Origin of the sequence: Pedobacter steynii, assembly GCF_900103665.1 — a bacterium.
Lineage (GTDB): Bacteria > Bacteroidota > Bacteroidia > Sphingobacteriales > Sphingobacteriaceae > Pedobacter > Pedobacter steynii.
Map to the genome: position 1 here is coordinate 212,515 of NZ_FNGY01000013.1, position 17,074 is coordinate 229,588.

The window sequence follows — 17,074 nt, forward strand, 5'->3', positions numbered from 1 at the left end:
TTAAGACAGAAGACACATGAAAGATTTAAAGAAATATAGTTTATTGTCCCTGCTCATCTTCAGTTTGAGCAGTGGATACGCGCAGCAGACGATCCAGTTCAGTCAGTATGTTTTTAATGGTCTTGCCGTTAATCCAGCCTATGCCGGTTATAAAGAAGACTGGACCGCCAACTTCAGTTTCCGCTCTCAATGGGTGGGAATTGAAGGGGCTCCACGTACCGCAACAGCTTCTTTTGATGGGGTAGTCGATCCACAGGCAAAGAAAATGGGATTAGGCTTTATTGCCACAACTGATCGCTTAGGCCCTCAGAATACCTCTGCCTTTTATGCCAATTATGCATACCGTTTGCAATTGGATGCAGAAGATACCAAGCGGTTGAGTTTTGGTATTGGTGCCGGCGTTACGCAGTACAACCTGGATGGATCGAAGTTTATCGCTACCGATCCGGGAGATGGGGCGATTCCGATAGGAAATGAAAGTAAGCTGAGGCCGGATGTTCGTTTTGGGGTTTATTTTTATACGCCTAAGTTTTACATTGGTGCATCGGTGATGGACCTGCTGTCGGGCATGAGAAAAGATGACATTCAGACAGAAGGGGATTACAAAGTGCTGCGTCAGGTTCGCCATATTTATTTAACTGGTGGCGTGATGATCCCTTTGTCGGAATCACTGGACCTGAAGCCTACTTTTATGTTGAAAGAAGATTTCAAAGGACCAACGAACTTAGACCTGAATGCCTATTTGCTGATCAGTAAGGTGGTTTGGCTGGGCGCTTCGTACCGTACCGGGGTGACCTTATGGGATAAGAAGAACCTCCAAAAAGGCTTGAATCAGAGTGATGCGGTTGCAGGGATCATAGAGCTTCAGATGAGCAATCGTTTTCGCCTGGGCTATTCTTTTGATTACACCACCAGCAAGCTTTCCAGCTATCAGAGCGGGTCGCATGAGCTTTCTTTGAGCATCAGCTTTCCTGGAAAAAGAGCAAGAGTATTGAGTCCACGTTATTTTTAAGCTGAACAGAATTATATGAACAGAACAGCATACAAAAGTCCAAACCTACTGATGAACAGCATGATGATCATCAGCATGATGGCATTATTCTTTGGCAATTTCGCAATGGCCCAGGAACAATTGAGCCGTAAACAACAGGCGGATGTGCTCTTTAACCGCTTTGAATATTACAGTGCCGCCCGTTTATACCTTCCGCTGGCAGAACGGAAAAATCCCGATGTGAAGCTGCTGGAAAAACTGGCAGATTGCTACCGCATGATGAACGACTATGAGCAGGCAGAAAAGTGGTATGGGAAGGCAGTGGAAAACAAGAAAGCGCAGTCCATGAGCCATTACTATTATGCCGAAGCTTTGCAACGAAACAAAAAGTTTGATCTCGCAAAGGAGCAATATCGCGCTTATGGCAGTTTGCTTAAACCGGAAGACATGAGCATCAAACCTTCGGGTGGAGACCGCTATCTGCCAAATGAAAGTAAACCTGTTAGTCAGGATGCGGTAAACCTAAGGATTGCTTCCTGTGATAGCGCTGCCCTATGGACCAATAATCCTAAAAATATAGGGATAAAGAATGTAGCAGCTTTGAATACCAAATCCGCAGACTGGGGATTGAATTATTATGGGAAAGATGGTTTTGTGTTTACCTCAGAACGCAATACCGAAGCGAATGAAAAAAGTAATGACATTTATAAATGGACAGGAAATCCCTGGCTGAAATTATTTTTAGCGAGTCAGGATGCACAGTTGAAAGAGGAATTGCCTGTGGTAACCAGGCAAAATTCGCCTGCAAAAACAGAATATCATGTCGGGCCGATGGAGCTGAATGGGGCAGGAGATGTTGCTTATGTAACGGTGGCCACCAGGGCTTCTGCATCTGACCTTCCGCTGGATAAAAGCAGTGGTAAGCTCAAAGAACGGTTGTATACCCGCCGACTGGAACTGATGATTGCCTTAAAAAAAGAGGGCAAATGGGGAGAACTAAAACCTTTCGCTTATAACAATGTGAAGGAATATTCTTTAGGGCATGCCGCACTTTCTAAAAATGGACAGCTCTTATACTTTGCTTCAGATATGCCAGGCGGACTTGGGAAAACAGACATCTGGTATAGCGAATTACAAACCGATGGGACCTGGGGGAAACCCGTCAACTGCGGTTCAGAGATCAATACCAAAGAAGAAGAAGCTTTTCCAACTACCGGTCCTTATGGCGAGTTGTATTATTCCTCTAAAGGGAAGATAGGGATGGGCGGATATGATATTTACAGCAGCAGGGGAGAGAAGGCACAATGGAGCAGGCCCCAGGATCTGAAATATCCGGTAAATTCTACCAGTGATGATTTTTATTTCATCAGTAATGATGGGAAGACAGGTTATTTCTCTTCTAACAGGGAAGGTGGAGCTGGTGATGATGACATTTATAATTTTAACGATCAGACGCCTGCTGTGATGATTCTTGCTTTAGATGGTACAGTTTATGACTTGAAGAGTAAAGCGAGCTTAGATTCAGTATTAGTGACCTTAACAGACGGAAATGGACTGGCTGTTAATCGTAAGGTGACGGAGCAGAATGGGAAGTTCTTTTTCGGCTTAACGAAAGATCAGGATTATAAGGTGGAGATCAGTAAGCTCGGTTATACTTCGGTATTGAAAACGGTAAGCACGAAGGGAATCAGTAAATCTGATACTTTAACGATGGAAGCCTTCCTGAATAAGGATAAGTTTGAACCTGGTAAAACCTATGTGCTGAGAAATATCTATTATGATTTTGACAAAGCGAATATCAGGCCGGATGCTGCCAGGGAATTGGATAAGTTATTGGCCATCCTGAAAGAAAATCCAACGATCTGGATCGAATTAGGTTCACATACAGATAGCAGAGGTGCGGATCAGTATAACCAATGGTTGTCACAACGCAGGGCCAATTCTGCGGTACAATACCTGATCGACGGAGGAATTGAGAGGGAACGCATCAAGGCCAGAGGTTATGGAGAAACGATGTTGCTGAATAAATGTGCAAACGGAGTAAAATGTAGTCATGCGGAACATCAGCTCAACAGAAGAACAGAATTTAAGGTCATCAAACAATAGTGTTTAAATGACACAATGTAAAGCGGGATTCTTAAAAAGATCCCGCTTTTTTTATGTTAGCCGGGCGCTTTTGGCTTTGGCCAAAAGCAGCTTTGTTTTATTCGGGAGCAAAATTAAATAAGCTTGTTAAAAATATTGCTAAAACTATTTAACAACTATTAGAATATACAAAAGTTATTAATTAATTTGCTGAGATTTTAAATATAGATAACGGCTAAAATGAATTCAACATCTTCTAAACTTCCCTATATAGGAGTAGATATAGGTGGCTCTCACATCACTGCTGCTCATGTAGATGCAACCACATATAAAGTAATTGACAGTACCATGAAACGCGAAAGAGTCGCGTCAATGGACTCCGCGGAAGTAATTATCGAATCCTGGTTAAAAGTACTTTCTTCCCTCATCATCAGAACCAATGGTGAAAATTCCAAAATAGGGATTGCGATGCCAGGGCCATTTGATTACGAGCATGGCATCTCTTTGATGAAGGGCATGCAAAAATACGATGCGCTATACAACATCAATGTGAAGGAAATCCTCGCTAAACGCCTGGAAATTCCTGAGGAGGATATTGTGTTCATCAATGATGCAGAAGCTTTTCTGCGTGGCGAACTGGCTTCAGGTGCAGCGGCAGATAAGGAAAGAGCAATAGGGGTGACCCTCGGAACCGGATTGGGTTCTACCAGTAATGCCAGTGGGATTACTGTAGATATGAACTGGGCATTTCGTCCTTTTAAAGAAAGTATTGCGGAAGAGTACATCTCTACCCGGTGGTTTATGAAACGGTATAAAGAAATTACCGGTGCCGAGGTTAAAAACGTAGAAGAAATGCTGGCTACAGCAACGGCTTCTGTGAAAGATGAAATTTTTGAAGAATTTTCAGACAATCTGAGTATCTTTCTGAACGATTTAATCGCTCAGGAGCAGCCACAAGTAGTCGTGATTGGTGGCAATATCGCCAAAACATGGAAACACTTTATTGATGCCCTGACGCATAAGATCAGCGATAAATCTGTAGCCATCAGACAAAGCGAAATGTGGGAAGATGCAGCTCTGGTAGGTGCAGCGAGCGCATGGGCTTAAAACCAGGATAAATGAAGAAATACTTTTTTGTTGCAGGACTATTGTTCCTGCTGAATCATTCAAACGCCCTTGCGGCAAAAGTAGATACAGTGCAGACCTATAGTGCTGCAATGAAAAAGAAAATAAAAGCGGTAGTTGTGGTTCCTGACAACTATCAGCAGGTTAAAAGCTTTCCGACAGTTTACCTGCTGCATGGTTATGGGGACAGCTATGATGGCTGGATCAATAAGGTTACCGTGCTGAAAAAGTATGCTGATGATTTTCAGTTGATCCTGGTTTGTCCGGACGGGAATATCTCCAGCTGGTACATGGATAGCCCGGTAGATCCGGAATGGAAGTATGAGACCTATATCGCTACCGAGCTGGTGAGCCAGATCGATCAGCAATACAAAACAATCAAAGACAGAAAAGGAAGGGCGATTACCGGCCTGAGCATGGGCGGACATGGTGCGTTATACCTTTCTTTTAAACACCAGGATGTTTATGGTGCTGCGGGAAGCATGAGTGGTGGGGTGGACATGACACCTTTTCCTCTTAATTGGGAGATCGCAAAAAGATTAGGTAGTTATGAACAGCAACCGGAGCGTTGGAAGGCAAATAGTGTGGTGAATATGACGCATTTGCTCGTTCCCAATAAACTGGCCCTGATTATTGATTGCGGGAAGGATGATTTCTTCTATAATGTGAACAATAAGCTTCATGAGGAATTATTGTACCACAATATCCCTCATGATTTTACCATCAGACCGGGAGCCCACAATTGGGAGTACTGGAAAAATGCAGTCGGCTTTCAGCTGATGTTTTTTAGTCATTTTTTCAATAAAGCTCAATAAAAAATACAAAAACCTTTTGTGTGTATTTCAACCCGATATATTGCAGATATTGATCTTCGTTAAATTCGATGAGTTAGATCCTGCGACTAAGAAATGGTAATTTCTTCTTTTTCTTCTGAGTTTTCTTTTTCCTGTATAACAGCTGTTCCAGAAAACCGGTCATGCCAGCCATTCGCACTAAAAAGAAAGGAAAACGCGTCAAATGGAATCCATCTGCAAAGGGTCCGTGCAATAGCTGTCGGAAAGTCTATCGGCTTACCATTGATAGTCAGCACTCTTGTTTCCGTTAAAAACTTAGCCGGAGAAGCCTGAACAATAACCTCAAAAAAGATATAGTAGACCGGGGTAACAAAAGACAACAGGATGGTGGCAAAAGCATCTGGTCCTAAGGTGGCTACTAAACTGGTGAATAACTCGCCAAAAATGCTGCTTTGTAATAACGTGGACATCGGACCGGAGAATATAAGTACCATCATTATGGTGTCTATTACTAAATGGAGCATGCGTGTGCCCTTAGATGACGCTACATATGAAGCTGGAACTGCGGCACTAAGTTCTTCAGTGGATATTACTTCCAATTCCCGGGTTCCGTTCATGTATTTAAGCACACGGAAGGAAAGATAAATCCAGGCTGCATCTGCAACACGATAGTATAGGAAAAATAAAAGGCCAGTTACCAGATTTTCATTTGCCGCATCTATCGGTATATAGACAAAAGAAGTAAGGAGATTTAGTGTTTTAGAAAGTAGGATAACGGAAAATACAAATCTGAGGATGCGCATTTTTTTACCTTTATTCAAGTAAAGTAAGCCTCCGAGTAGAAATAATAGTTCAAACGCAATACCGGTCCATAGAAAACGGCCGAAATCAAACTTAAGACCAAAAAGATCGAGATTGGTCACTGAAAGGGTGGAATTGAGTATATTTAAGGCAAGCGGCATTCCTCCATAACTGTCAAGGGAAAGTAAGAACAAGTTGCAAATAATGACTATCGTAGACGAGAAAATGGCAAACAGGGAAATTTTTCTGTATAGTTTCATAGAAATCGAGTGGTGCTTTAGCGTTAATGAAAATTTAGTCACAAGTATACATTATATAGTTCAAATTAAAAAGCAGCGGTATTTTACTGCTTTGTTTGGTAGTTTTCAGTTCGTCTTAGGCGCAATTTCCATCCTGGCGCTGCTTATTGAAAGGTGATTTAAATCCAATTGATCTTTTCGGTAATTATTTTTATTAAAGAATAGTTTTTTAGATGGATCTGCGTTATATATAGTCAGAATTTGACTATTTTAACTACCTATGAAACATTATATTTTTGCTGGCCTCTTCACTATGATTGGTTTCAGCTCACTTGGGCAAGACAAAGAACCATGGATTGCATTCCATAACAAGGATACTACCCTAATCGGTTTTAAGGACAGTAAGAATACCGTAAAGATTGAACCCAAATTTACCGGGTTTATCATTGCCAATAAGTTTGATGGAATTATTGGAGTAAGCGAGCCGGTAAATGAAAAAAAGTGGTTAAACTATTACCTCACCAAATCAGGAAGAATTGTTGGCAGAGATAGCCTGCTTATATATGATAACAGCGTAGATTGCGAAAGTGAAGGTTTTATCCGTTTCCGCGATAAAAAGACCGACAAAATAGGCATGTTTAACAGCGATGGGGATATCGTAATCCCAGCTGATTATAACGCCTTAACGAGCGTTAGAAATGGAATGGTTATCGGATTACAGGGAGCGAAAAAGAGCGAATCGGGAAAGGAGTCCGGAGATTATCATTTCAGCTGGATTGGTGGGAAAGAAGTGTTAATTGATACCCGGAACCGTGTGCTTGTTGACGACTTTAAGGACGAAGGCAAATTAAATTTCTTCTCCCTACTGGTTTCCGACAAGCCCAACGGGGATCCGGTAAGACAGAATTTTAAAACTACCCAGGGTAAATACTATTCGTTTATAGATTTTGGAAGAGAATTCGATACCTGGCTAAAAACGTCATTACTTGGAAATTTCACAAAGGAGCGTTTATTGGAAGCTACCTATAAAGAGCTGACTTTCTGGAAAGAACCGCCTTTGTGGAAGGAGGAGGATGGCTGGAAAACGGAGGATAAGCATAGTTTTATAAACAGGAATTTCGAGCTCATAAAAGCGAAATTGCTGAAGCTAAACCATCCAGATTGCAAATATCAGGTCTTTGACGATGGGCTGAACAATTATATCTTTGAATCAGAGGAATATCGGCGCTTTTTCGATAACTGTGGGGCAGCAAAGGAATGGATCTATCCGCTAAAAAATATTGTCATTTCCTATAAGAAAGGAAAGGATCTTGTTCAGGATCATTTTTCTTTTTTGAGAACAGAAGATGGATATAAACTCATCAGCATCAGTTTAGGAGCAGGAGCCTTAAAATAACAATCAATAAAAAAATCCCCTTCCAGCTATACTGAAAGGGGATTTTAGCCTTATTCCGGAATTGTTATTCTACACTTCCTTCTTCTTTTTTCTTTTTCTTGCCCGGGCTTTTGTTTTCTACCACAATTTGATCGTTCTCTTTGTCGTAATCAATTTCCAGCGTATCGCCATCATTGATCTCGCCTTTTAAGATTTCTTCAGCAATTGGATCTTCCAGGTATTTCTGAATGGCACGTTTAAGTGGTCTTGCCCCAAAGTTGATGTCGAAACCTTTCTCTGCGATGAAATCTTTAGCTCTTTCAGTCAGTTTTACTTCATAACCTAAGTTATGTACACGACCGAATAAAGATTTCAACTCAATGTCAATGATTTTGAAGATCTCTTCTTTACCTAAAGTATTGAAGACGACTACATCATCTACACGATTCAGGAATTCCGGAGCGAAAGCACGTTTTAACGCGTTTTCAATCACACCTCTTGAATGTGCATCCACCTGATTTGTCTTAGCTGTGGTAGAGAAACCAACGCCTTGTCCGAAATCTTTCAACTGACGTGCGCCAATGTTTGAAGTCATGATGATGATGGTATTTCTAAAATCTACTTTACGGCCTAAGCTATCAGTCAGCTGTCCTTCATCCAAAACCTGTAACAGGATATTGAATACATCAGGGTGTGCTTTTTCGATCTCATCCAAAAGAATTACAGCATAAGGCTTGCGACGAACTTTTTCTGTCAGCTGTCCACCTTCTTCATAACCTACGTATCCCGGAGGCGCTCCCACTAAACGGGAAACTGCAAATTTCTCCATGTACTCACTCATGTCGATCTGGATCAATGAATCATCACTGTCAAACATGAAGCGGGCCAATTCTTTTGCCAACTCTGTTTTGCCAACACCTGTAGGGCCTAAGAAGATAAAGGAACCAATTGGTTTCTTAGGATCTTTTAATCCGGCTCTGGTACGTTGAATTGCTTTTGTTAACTTTTTAATGGCATCATCCTGTCCGATAATTTTCGTTGCCACGGTATCGTACATGTTCAATAGTTTCGCACTATCGGTTTGTCCAACACGTTGCAATGGAATACCAGTCATCATGGAAACCACTTCTGCCACGTTATCTTCCGTTACGGTATAACGTTTGGTTTTAGTTTCTGCTTCCCATGCCGCCTTTGCACGATCCAGCTCCTCTAAAAGATTCTTTTCAGTATCCCTCAATTTCGCAGCCTCTTCGTATTTCTGGCTTTTTACCACTTTATTCTTTTCAAGCTTGATCTCTTCAATCTTGTTTTCAATCTCAATGATGTTCTCAGGAACGTGGATGTTTGTTAAATGCACCCTTGAACCCGCCTCATCTAAAGCATCGATCGCTTTATCCGGTAAGAACCTGTCGGTAATATACCTCGAAGTCAAAGCCACACAGGCATTGATTGCTTCGTCGGTATACGTTACCCCATGGTGATCTTCGTATTTTTCTTTGATACGGTTTAAGATCTCAATGGTTTCATCCGGTGTAGCAGGCTCGATCATTACCTTTTGGAAACGACGGTCTAATGCACCGTCTTTCTCAATGTACTGACGGTACTCATCTAAAGTAGTCGCACCGATACATTGAATTTCACCCCTTGCCAAAGCCGGTTTGAACATATTTGATGCATCCAGTGAACCTGAAGCACCACCGGCACCTACAATGGTATGAATCTCATCAATAAACAAGATCACATCTGTAGATTTTTCCAGCTCATTCATCACCGCTTTCATACGTTCTTCAAACTGACCGCGGTATTTAGTACCCGCCACTAAAGAGGCAAGATCTAAGGTCACTACGCGTTTGTTGAACAATACTCTGGAAACCTTGCGCTGAACAATACGTAATGCCAGTCCTTCTGCAATCGCAGATTTACCTACACCCGGTTCACCGATCAGAATCGGATTGTTCTTTTTACGACGTGATAAGATCTGAGACACACGCTCAATTTCTTTCTCACGACCTACAATAGGATCCAGGCGGTTTTCCTCTGCGGCTTTCGTTAAGTCTCTTCCAAAATTATCCAAAACCGGAGTTTTTGATTTGATGTCCGATACTTTTTTAGGGCTGCTGAAGCTTTCCTCCTCACGATAATCATCGTCACCGCCAGTTGATGCGCTATTTTGAGTCTCATCTCTGAAACCGTTTTTATTCACTTCAACTTCCTGTTTGAAAATCTCGTAATTGATACTGTACTGCAGTAAGATTTGAGAAGCAATGTTATCATCATCGCGTAAGATCGACAGCAACAGGTGTTCTGTTCCAATCAAATCGCTTTTGAAGATCTTGGCCTCCAGATACGTGATCTTTAAAACCTTTTCGGCTTGCTTGGTCAACGGGATATTCCCCAGATTAACCGTAACACTAGACGTACCTCTAACAGAGTCCTCTATCGAACGACGAAGTTTTGAAGTATCAACACCCAGTGATTTTAATATCTTGATGGCCATACCGTCGCCTTCGCGAATTAGGCCCAACAAAAGATGTTCTGCGCCTATATAATCGTGACCTAATCTCAGGGCTTCTTCCCTGCTAAAAGATATCACGTCTTTTACTTGTGGAGAAAATTTAGCTTCCATATATACCTTTCTAAATCGGGAATGCTCTAAACTATAAAAATTGTTTTATAAAAAGGCACCCCTGATTTTATTATTTTATCAACAATTACGCCATAGCGGCGGAAACGGATGTCGGGACTGCCGATATTTCAGAAATCTTACTAAGTTCTGACTTTATTGGTGATATTTACAAGTCAGCAGGCAAATATGTCATACAACAGTACCTATTTTGTAGCAGAATGCTAAGTCCTTACTGGTCAGAATTTTCATCATTTTAAACAACCATACCCTATTTTAGCCCATGGCGAAGTTTTTATGTAAATGCGGACATGTGATTTATGACCAAACGGATCAAATTCCATACAAAGGCTATTATATTCCGGATACGGCGATAGAACGGTTGAGCGATGTGCTTTGTAAGTCTGTTGATACACTGATAGATGCGGTTGGGTTGGGGAAGAAAGAGGAATGGATTGAACAAAATTACTCAAAGGAAGCCTGGGCATTGCAATTGCGCAATTCCGACCTGATTCATGACCTGCTAACCCGCGAGCTATTAACCTGTACTTCTGATGTCTTTAATTGTGAGAATTGCGGAAGGATATTGCTGCAGCAGGGACCCGAAAACCGGTTCAAAACTTATATTGAAGAACCAGACCATTAATATTATTGTGATATCTGCTAAACAATTTTTTAATGGGGATTACATCCTTATCTTTGTGCCCCTAACCTTATTTCATTAATTTTAATTCTATAAAGCCTGCTAAAGGCATAAAATATAATAAGCAGATATGTCAGACGAAAAAATAATCTTTTCAATGGCGGGGGTAAATAAGATTTATCCACCCCAAAAGCAAGTTTTAAAAAACATCTACCTTTCCTTTTTCTATGGTGCCAAAATTGGTGTCATCGGTTTAAACGGATCTGGTAAATCATCCCTTTTAAAAATCATCGCAGGTTTAGATAAATCCTTCCAGGGTGAAGTGGTTTTCTCTCCCGGATATACCGTTGGTTACCTGGCACAGGAGCCTGAACTGGATGAAAATAAAACAGTTAGAGAGGTCGTGGAAGAAGGTGTAGCTGAAATTACCGCTATCCTTAAAGAATACGAATCCATCAATGAGCAGTTTGGCTTACCTGAAGTTTATGAAGATGCAGATGCAATGGATAAACTGATGGCCAAACAAGGCGAATTACAAGATAAAATTGATGCCTCAAATGCATGGGAGCTGGACAATAAGCTGGAACGCGCCATGGATGCGCTTCGTTGCCCGGATCCGGATACTAAAATCGGCGTTTTATCGGGTGGTGAGCGTCGCCGCGTAGCGATGTGCCGTTTGTTGTTACAGGAACCGGATGTGTTGTTGCTGGATGAGCCTACGAATCACCTGGATGCAGAAAGTATCGACTGGTTAGAGCAATTCCTGAAAGACTATAAAGGAACTGTAATTGCAGTAACCCACGATAGGTATTTCCTTGACAATGTAGCGGGCTGGATCCTGGAATTAGACAGAGGTGAAGGTATTCCATGGAAAGGAAATTATTCTTCCTGGTTAGATCAGAAAGCAAAACGCCTGGCACAGGAAGAAAAAACAGAAAGCAAACGTCAGAAAACACTGGAACGTGAGTTGGAATGGGTACGTATGGCACCAAAAGCCAGACACGCCAAATCTAAAGCACGTTTATCAAACTATGATAAGCTGGCTTCAGAAGATTCAAAAGAAAGAGAAGACAAACTGGAGCTGTTTATCCCTGCAGGACCGAGATTAGGAAATGTGGTGATTGAAGCAAATAACATTACTAAAGCTTATGGCGATAAGCTCTTGTTTGAAAACCTGAGTTTCTCTTTACCTCCGGCAGGTATCGTAGGGATCATCGGTCCAAACGGTGCGGGTAAAACGACTTTATTCCGTTTGATCACAGAGCAGGAAACACCTGATACCGGAACATTCCGTGTAGGGGAAACTGTTGCTTTAGGTTATGTGGATCAAATGCACAATGACCTTGATCCTAATAAAACTGTTTATGAAAACATTACGGATGGTTTAGATAACATTCAGCTGGGTAATAAAGCAGTAAGCGGAAGGGCATATGTATCTAAGTTTAACTTTAACGGAGGCGACCAGCAGAAAAAGGTAGGTGTACTTTCCGGTGGAGAGCGCAATAGGGTCCATCTGGCCATCACCTTGAAAAAAGGTGCTAACGTATTGTTACTGGATGAGCCAACCAATGATATTGACGTAAACACGTTAAGGGCATTGGAAGAAGCACTGGAAAACTTTGGTGGATGTGCAGTAGTCATCAGTCACGATCGTTGGTTCTTAGACCGTATCTGTACGCATATTCTTGCTTTTGAAGGTGATTCACAGGTTTACTTCTTCGAAGGAAACTACAGCGATTACGAGGAAAACCGTAAAAAACGTCTTGGAGATGTAACGCCACACCGTTTGAAATATAAAAAACTGGTTTAAATTACCTTAAACAGAAAACGGCTGCTCCGAAATGGAAGCAGCCGTTTTTGTATATATAGACTTACTAAAACTTATTTCTCACGCGTTCCAGTAATTCCTTTGTTTTTCTGATGCCTTCTTCTTCGGATAAAATTGATCCTTCGTATTCTATTCCAACAATTCCAGTCCATTTCGCGGCTTTAATGATCTCAAACATACGGGTATAATCGATGTCCGTTTCCTCTCCGTCTTCTTTAAAATTATGGGTTTTGGCACTCACACCTTTTGCGTAGGGCATCAGGTCTTTCACGCCCTGATATTTGTCATATTCCTGCTCTGCACTGATCCTGAAGTTTCCGAAATCAGGTAGCGTGCCGCAATAGGAACTATTTACGCCCTTGATCACCGAAGATAACCAGTTCCCATCTGAAGAATATCCGCCATGGTTTTCTACAATGATATTGATCTTGTTTTTCTTACCATATTCCGTAAGTTTTCCTAATCCGTCAATCGCGGAAGCCTTAATTTCTTCGGCTGTTCCTTTTCCCGCAGCATTTACGCGAATGGTTTTACAACCCAGAAATTTAGCGGCATCCACCCATTTGTAATGGTTTTCCACTGCAATCAATCTTGCTTTATCGTCTAAATCACCCAAATTACCTTCCCCATCGATCATGATCAGGTGGTTTTGGATGCCTTCGCTATCTGTTCTGTCTTTAAGCTCCTTTAAATAAGCTTTATCTGTTTCTTTCTTTTTGAAGAAAGGGCTCACATATTCTACGATATGAATGTCAAAATCATTTTTTGCTTTTAACGGGAAATCCAGGTTCGTCATCTTTCCGGCGAAGAGTGCTTTGTGAAATGACCACTGGGCAAGAGAGATCTGAAAAAAGTCTTTTTTATCTGCGGCAAAACCTTCCAGTGGAAGGAGAGAAGAAAGTCCTGCGGCGGCAGATAAAATGCCCAGGTCCCTGATGAAGTTTCTACGGTCTGTTGTTTTCATTTGTGGTTCGTTTTAGCGATGAATTATACAAGGTATTAATTTATGTCTGGAAAAAAAATACTTTCAAAAAAAGGCTTCTGCCGGACTGCTAATGTGAATATTGGTAACAACTTAGTGTGTTTTTAACACATTTTGTTAATTAATGCGTCTGTAGATTTTGGATTTCGGCTAAATGCTTCTATTTTAGAGTTTAAATAGGTCAGGTAAAAATATCAGTTGAATCAAAATCTTATCAATGAAAGTTAAAGTATTATTAACAATCCCACTCTTTATCTCTGCTTTTTGCGCCTCCGCTCAGGAAAAAAACAGCGCTTACAAACAACAAATTGATGGCACAAAATTAAGCTTTGAAATGAAGGCCATTCCCGGTGGAGAATTCCAGATGGGGAGTAAAAAAGGAAAAGCAGATGAGCAGCCTGTCCATAAAGTAACCATCGATCCTTTCTGGATGAGTACCTATGAAGTGATCTGGGACATCTACGAACCTTTCCTGTATAAAGATTACGAAACCACACACAGTACCGGACCGGTTCCTGCCAATGTAGATGCCGTGACCAGGCCCACAAAACCCTATCTCGACATGACTTTCGGTATGGGAAAAGAAAACCATCCCGCATTGGCAATGACTCATTACAATGCCATCCAGTATTGTAAATGGTTATATGCCCGGACAGGTGTTTTTTACCGTTTACCTACAGAAGCAGAATGGGAATATGCGAGCAGAGCCGGAAGCACGGAAGAATATGCTTTTGGCAAGGACGCCGCTAAACTTGGAGAATATGCCTGGTTTAAAGAAAACAGCGAAGGAAAAACCCATGTGGTAGGACAGAAAAAGCCAAATCAATGGGGATTATATGACATGTATGGTAATGTAGGCGAATGGACCTATGACCAATATGTTCCTGATTTTTATAAAGGGCTGACAGGAGAAAAAGCGAAGAATCCCGTTTCGGTTCCTGATAAATTGTATTCCCATGTGATCCGTGGTGGCTCCTATGATGATGTGCCCAAAGATTTACGTTCTGCAACGAGGTTGGCCTCAGATCCGGTATGGAAACAGCTCGATCCACAGATTCCAAAAAGCAACTGGTGGTTTCCTGAAGCCCCTTTCATTGGAATGCGACTCGTAAGACCAGTTACACCTCCATCAAAAGAAGCGATAGATGCCTATTACGATAAACCGGTCATCAAAGATTACTAAAAAAGAACCCACAAAACAACCTAATATAAACCAACCCACAAAACTATGAACAAGGAAGAATTGCGTGATAAGCGCCGTGAATTTTTAAAGACATCTGCATTAGTGGCAGGTGGCGTAATGTTAAATCAATTTGCCTTTGCCGGTGGTCATTCCTCCACAGATGATACCATTAAAATTGCACTGATCGGATGCGGTGACCGCGGAACCGGGGCTGCTTTTCAGGCATTGAGCACCAAGCAGAATATTAAATTAGTCGCTATGGCTGATGCTTTCCAGGACAGACTGGACAATAGCTATAAAGTACTTTCAGATAAATTTAAAGATAAAGTAGATGTTCCTCAGGACCGCAGATTTGTAGGTTTTGATGGTTATCAAAAAGCAATCGCCCTGGCGGATGTGGTTTTGTTGGTAACGCCTCCGGGATTCAGACCAACGCACTTCGAAGAAGCCATTAAGCAGGGAAAACATGTATTTATGGAAAAACCGGTTGCAGTAGATGCGCCTGGAGTCCGTAAAGTACTTGCTGCGGCAGAATTGGCGAAACAAAAGAAACTAAATGTAGTGGTTGGTCTGCAACGCAGATACCAGGCCAACTATAGAGAAACCTTAAAACGCATTCAGGACGGTGCAATCGGTGATGTAGTGAGCGGACAGGTGTACTGGAACAGTGGTGGGGTATGGGTAAAAAAACGTCAGCCGGGACAAACGGAGATGGAGTATCAAATGAGAAACTGGTATTACTTCAACTGGTTATGCGGAGATCATATCGTAGAGCAGCATGTTCACAATATCGACATTGCCAACTGGGTTAAAAATGCATATCCGGTTTCTATCCAGGGAACGGGAAGCCGTGCCTGGAGAACGGGTAAAGACTATGGAGAGATTTACGACAACCATGCGGTAGAATTAACTTATGCAGATGGGTCGGTAATTTATAGCCAGTGTCGCCATTTTGAAGGGATTGCCAACCGTGTAGATGAAACTTTCCAGGGTACAAAAGGCCGCGTATATCTTTCTGCGGGTAACAATGGTGTACTTTGGGACCATAAAGGAAAAGAAATGTTTAGTCACCCGACTAAGGGAAATGCGAATCCATACCAGACAGAGCATGATGAGCTCTTTGCGGCAATCGCTAAAGGTGAATATAAATTTGCTGATGCAGAGCGTGGTGCAAAAAGTTGCTTCACCGCAATTGTGGGTAGGTATGCCACTTATTCCGGACAAACGATTAAATGGGATGAGGCCTTAAAAGCAGACAACAGTCTGATGCCAGAGCAATTGAGCTGGACGGCAAATCCGAAACTAATGCCTGATGAAAATGGCTTATATCCAATCCCTACTCCGGGAAAATCAAAAATAATTTAAACAGGGATTCTGCTTGTGGCCATTGTTCCTAAGTCGGCAATCCTGCTGTTACCGCTGCTGATCTCTCTTTTTGTACAAAAGAAAGATCAGCAGCAGTATAGTATTTATGGCTATGCCCAGGGAACAGATTATTCCATTAAATATTTTGCGGAAGACAGCATTGTAACCAAAGGGGCGGTAGACAGCATCTTGTTAAAGATCGATTCTTCTATGTCCCTTTATAAGCCCTATTCGCTGATCAGTCAGTTCAACAGAGCAGAGAAAGGAATATTGCTGGATGCTCATTTTGCGAGGGTAATGAGAAAGTCTTTTGAGATCTATAAAGATACTCAGGGGAAATTTGATGTGACTGTCGCTCCCCTGGTTCAGGCCTGGGGCTTTGGGCCGAAGCTGGTGGAAAGCTTTCCTGATAGTGCAACGGTGAAACAATTGCTGCAAAATGTAGGGATGAATTACCTGGAACTCGATGGGGATTACCTCAAAAAGAGTAAGCCAGGTGTAAAGATCGACCTGAATGGTATTGCCCAGGGTTATAGCGTAGATGTGGTTGCAGATTACCTGCTAAAGAAAGGCATTCGCTCTTTTGTGGTAGAGATCGGAGGAGAATTGCGGGTTGCAGGGCCAAAACCAGATGGCTCGGTGATGAGGATCGGAATTGAAGGGCCGGCTTTATCTGCACAATCGGAGCCGGAAATGAGGCACATCTTAAGCTTCAGCAACGGTGCCGTGACCACTTCCGGAAATTATCGGAAATACCTGCAAAGAGGTAAAGGGAAGATTGCCCACCTGATTAATCCAAAAACAGGCTATCCTTTAGACAATCAGCTGATCAGTGCAACGATCTACGCCAAAGATGCCATCACGGCAGATGGTTATGACAATGCAGTCATGGGTATGGGGGTAGAAGAAGCACTTGCCTTTGTGGGCGCTAAAAAAGGTATGGAAGCTTACCTGATTTACCGCCGTAAAGATGGAAGCGTGGCCGATACCCTGACGAGTGGTTTCAGAAAAATGATTTTAAAATAAACAATTGATTTACA

At 42.0% G+C, this 17,074-nt stretch carries 13 protein-coding genes; 10 read left to right on the forward strand and 3 right to left on the reverse strand.

The features are described from left to right. Nucleotides 1-16: 16 nt before the first annotated feature. From BLQ87_RS28880 to BLQ87_RS28895, 4 genes are all read left to right on the forward strand, one after another. The gene (locus BLQ87_RS28880) at nucleotides 17-1,012 is read left to right on the forward strand and encodes a PorP/SprF family type IX secretion system membrane protein (RefSeq protein ID WP_074612370.1); all 996 of its coding nucleotides are present in this window, start codon (nucleotides 17-19) and stop codon (nucleotides 1,010-1,012) included. A 15-nt stretch (nucleotides 1,013-1,027) separates the two neighbouring features. Continuing rightward, on the forward strand, nucleotides 1,028-3,097 hold the full coding sequence (locus BLQ87_RS28885; protein ID WP_083362108.1) for an OmpA family protein: 2,070 nt from the start codon (nucleotides 1,028-1,030) through the stop codon (nucleotides 3,095-3,097). 219 nt (nucleotides 3,098-3,316) lie between these two features. Continuing rightward, nucleotides 3,317-4,183, forward strand: coding sequence for an ROK family protein (locus BLQ87_RS28890; protein WP_074612371.1), 867 nt, complete (start codon nucleotides 3,317-3,319; stop codon nucleotides 4,181-4,183). 11 nt (nucleotides 4,184-4,194) lie between these two features. Next, nucleotides 4,195-5,016, forward strand: a complete 822-nt coding sequence (locus tag BLQ87_RS28895) for an alpha/beta hydrolase (protein WP_074612372.1) — start codon at nucleotides 4,195-4,197, stop codon at nucleotides 5,014-5,016. Nucleotides 5,017-5,102: 86 nt separating this feature from the next. On the opposite strand, the gene BLQ87_RS28900 is transcribed toward BLQ87_RS28895, so the two are convergent. After that, nucleotides 5,103-6,056, reverse strand: coding sequence for an RDD family protein (locus BLQ87_RS28900; protein WP_083362109.1), 954 nt, complete (start codon nucleotides 6,054-6,056; stop codon nucleotides 5,103-5,105). A gap of 259 nt (nucleotides 6,057-6,315) precedes the next feature. Here BLQ87_RS28900 and BLQ87_RS28910 point away from each other — a divergent pair, with 259 nt between their 5' ends. Further along, the gene (locus tag BLQ87_RS28910; protein ID WP_216857875.1) at nucleotides 6,316-7,431 is read left to right on the forward strand and encodes a hypothetical protein; all 1,116 of its coding nucleotides are present in this window, start codon (nucleotides 6,316-6,318) and stop codon (nucleotides 7,429-7,431) included. Between the two features lie 64 nt (nucleotides 7,432-7,495). Here the strand turns inward: BLQ87_RS28910 and BLQ87_RS28915 are convergent, their stop codons facing one another. Further along, nucleotides 7,496-10,036: an ATP-dependent Clp protease ATP-binding subunit gene (locus BLQ87_RS28915; protein ID WP_074612375.1), complete on the reverse strand. Its 2,541-nt coding sequence runs from the start codon at nucleotides 10,034-10,036 to the stop codon at nucleotides 7,496-7,498. 280 nt (nucleotides 10,037-10,316) lie between these two features. Between BLQ87_RS28915 and BLQ87_RS28920 the strand changes: the two genes are divergently transcribed. Then, on the forward strand, nucleotides 10,317-10,679 hold the full coding sequence (locus BLQ87_RS28920) for a hypothetical protein (protein ID WP_074612376.1): 363 nt from the start codon (nucleotides 10,317-10,319) through the stop codon (nucleotides 10,677-10,679). 127 nt (nucleotides 10,680-10,806) lie between these two features. Next, complete coding sequence (ettA, locus tag BLQ87_RS28925; protein WP_073239117.1) at nucleotides 10,807-12,486, forward strand: energy-dependent translational throttle protein EttA; 1,680 nt, start codon at nucleotides 10,807-10,809, stop codon at nucleotides 12,484-12,486. A gap of 64 nt (nucleotides 12,487-12,550) precedes the next feature. Here the strand turns inward: ettA and BLQ87_RS28930 are convergent, their stop codons facing one another. Further along, nucleotides 12,551-13,468: a sugar phosphate isomerase/epimerase family protein gene (locus BLQ87_RS28930; RefSeq protein WP_074612377.1), complete on the reverse strand. Its 918-nt coding sequence runs from the start codon at nucleotides 13,466-13,468 to the stop codon at nucleotides 12,551-12,553. Between the two features lie 235 nt (nucleotides 13,469-13,703). On the opposite strand from BLQ87_RS28930, the gene BLQ87_RS28935 reads away from it, so the two are divergent. Genes BLQ87_RS28935 through BLQ87_RS28945 form a run of 3 tightly spaced genes read left to right on the forward strand, consistent with a single transcriptional unit; the run spans nucleotide 13,704 to nucleotide 17,060 of the window. Next, complete coding sequence (locus BLQ87_RS28935) at nucleotides 13,704-14,669, forward strand: formylglycine-generating enzyme family protein (RefSeq protein WP_074612378.1); 966 nt, start codon at nucleotides 13,704-13,706, stop codon at nucleotides 14,667-14,669. A 45-nt stretch (nucleotides 14,670-14,714) separates the two neighbouring features. Further along, nucleotides 14,715-16,034: a Gfo/Idh/MocA family protein gene (locus BLQ87_RS28940; RefSeq protein WP_074612379.1), complete on the forward strand. Its 1,320-nt coding sequence runs from the start codon at nucleotides 14,715-14,717 to the stop codon at nucleotides 16,032-16,034. Nucleotides 16,035-16,049: 15 nt separating this feature from the next. Further along, the gene (locus BLQ87_RS28945) at nucleotides 16,050-17,060 is read left to right on the forward strand and encodes an FAD:protein FMN transferase (RefSeq protein ID WP_074612380.1); all 1,011 of its coding nucleotides are present in this window, start codon (nucleotides 16,050-16,052) and stop codon (nucleotides 17,058-17,060) included. Nucleotides 17,061-17,074: the final 14 nt, after the last annotated feature.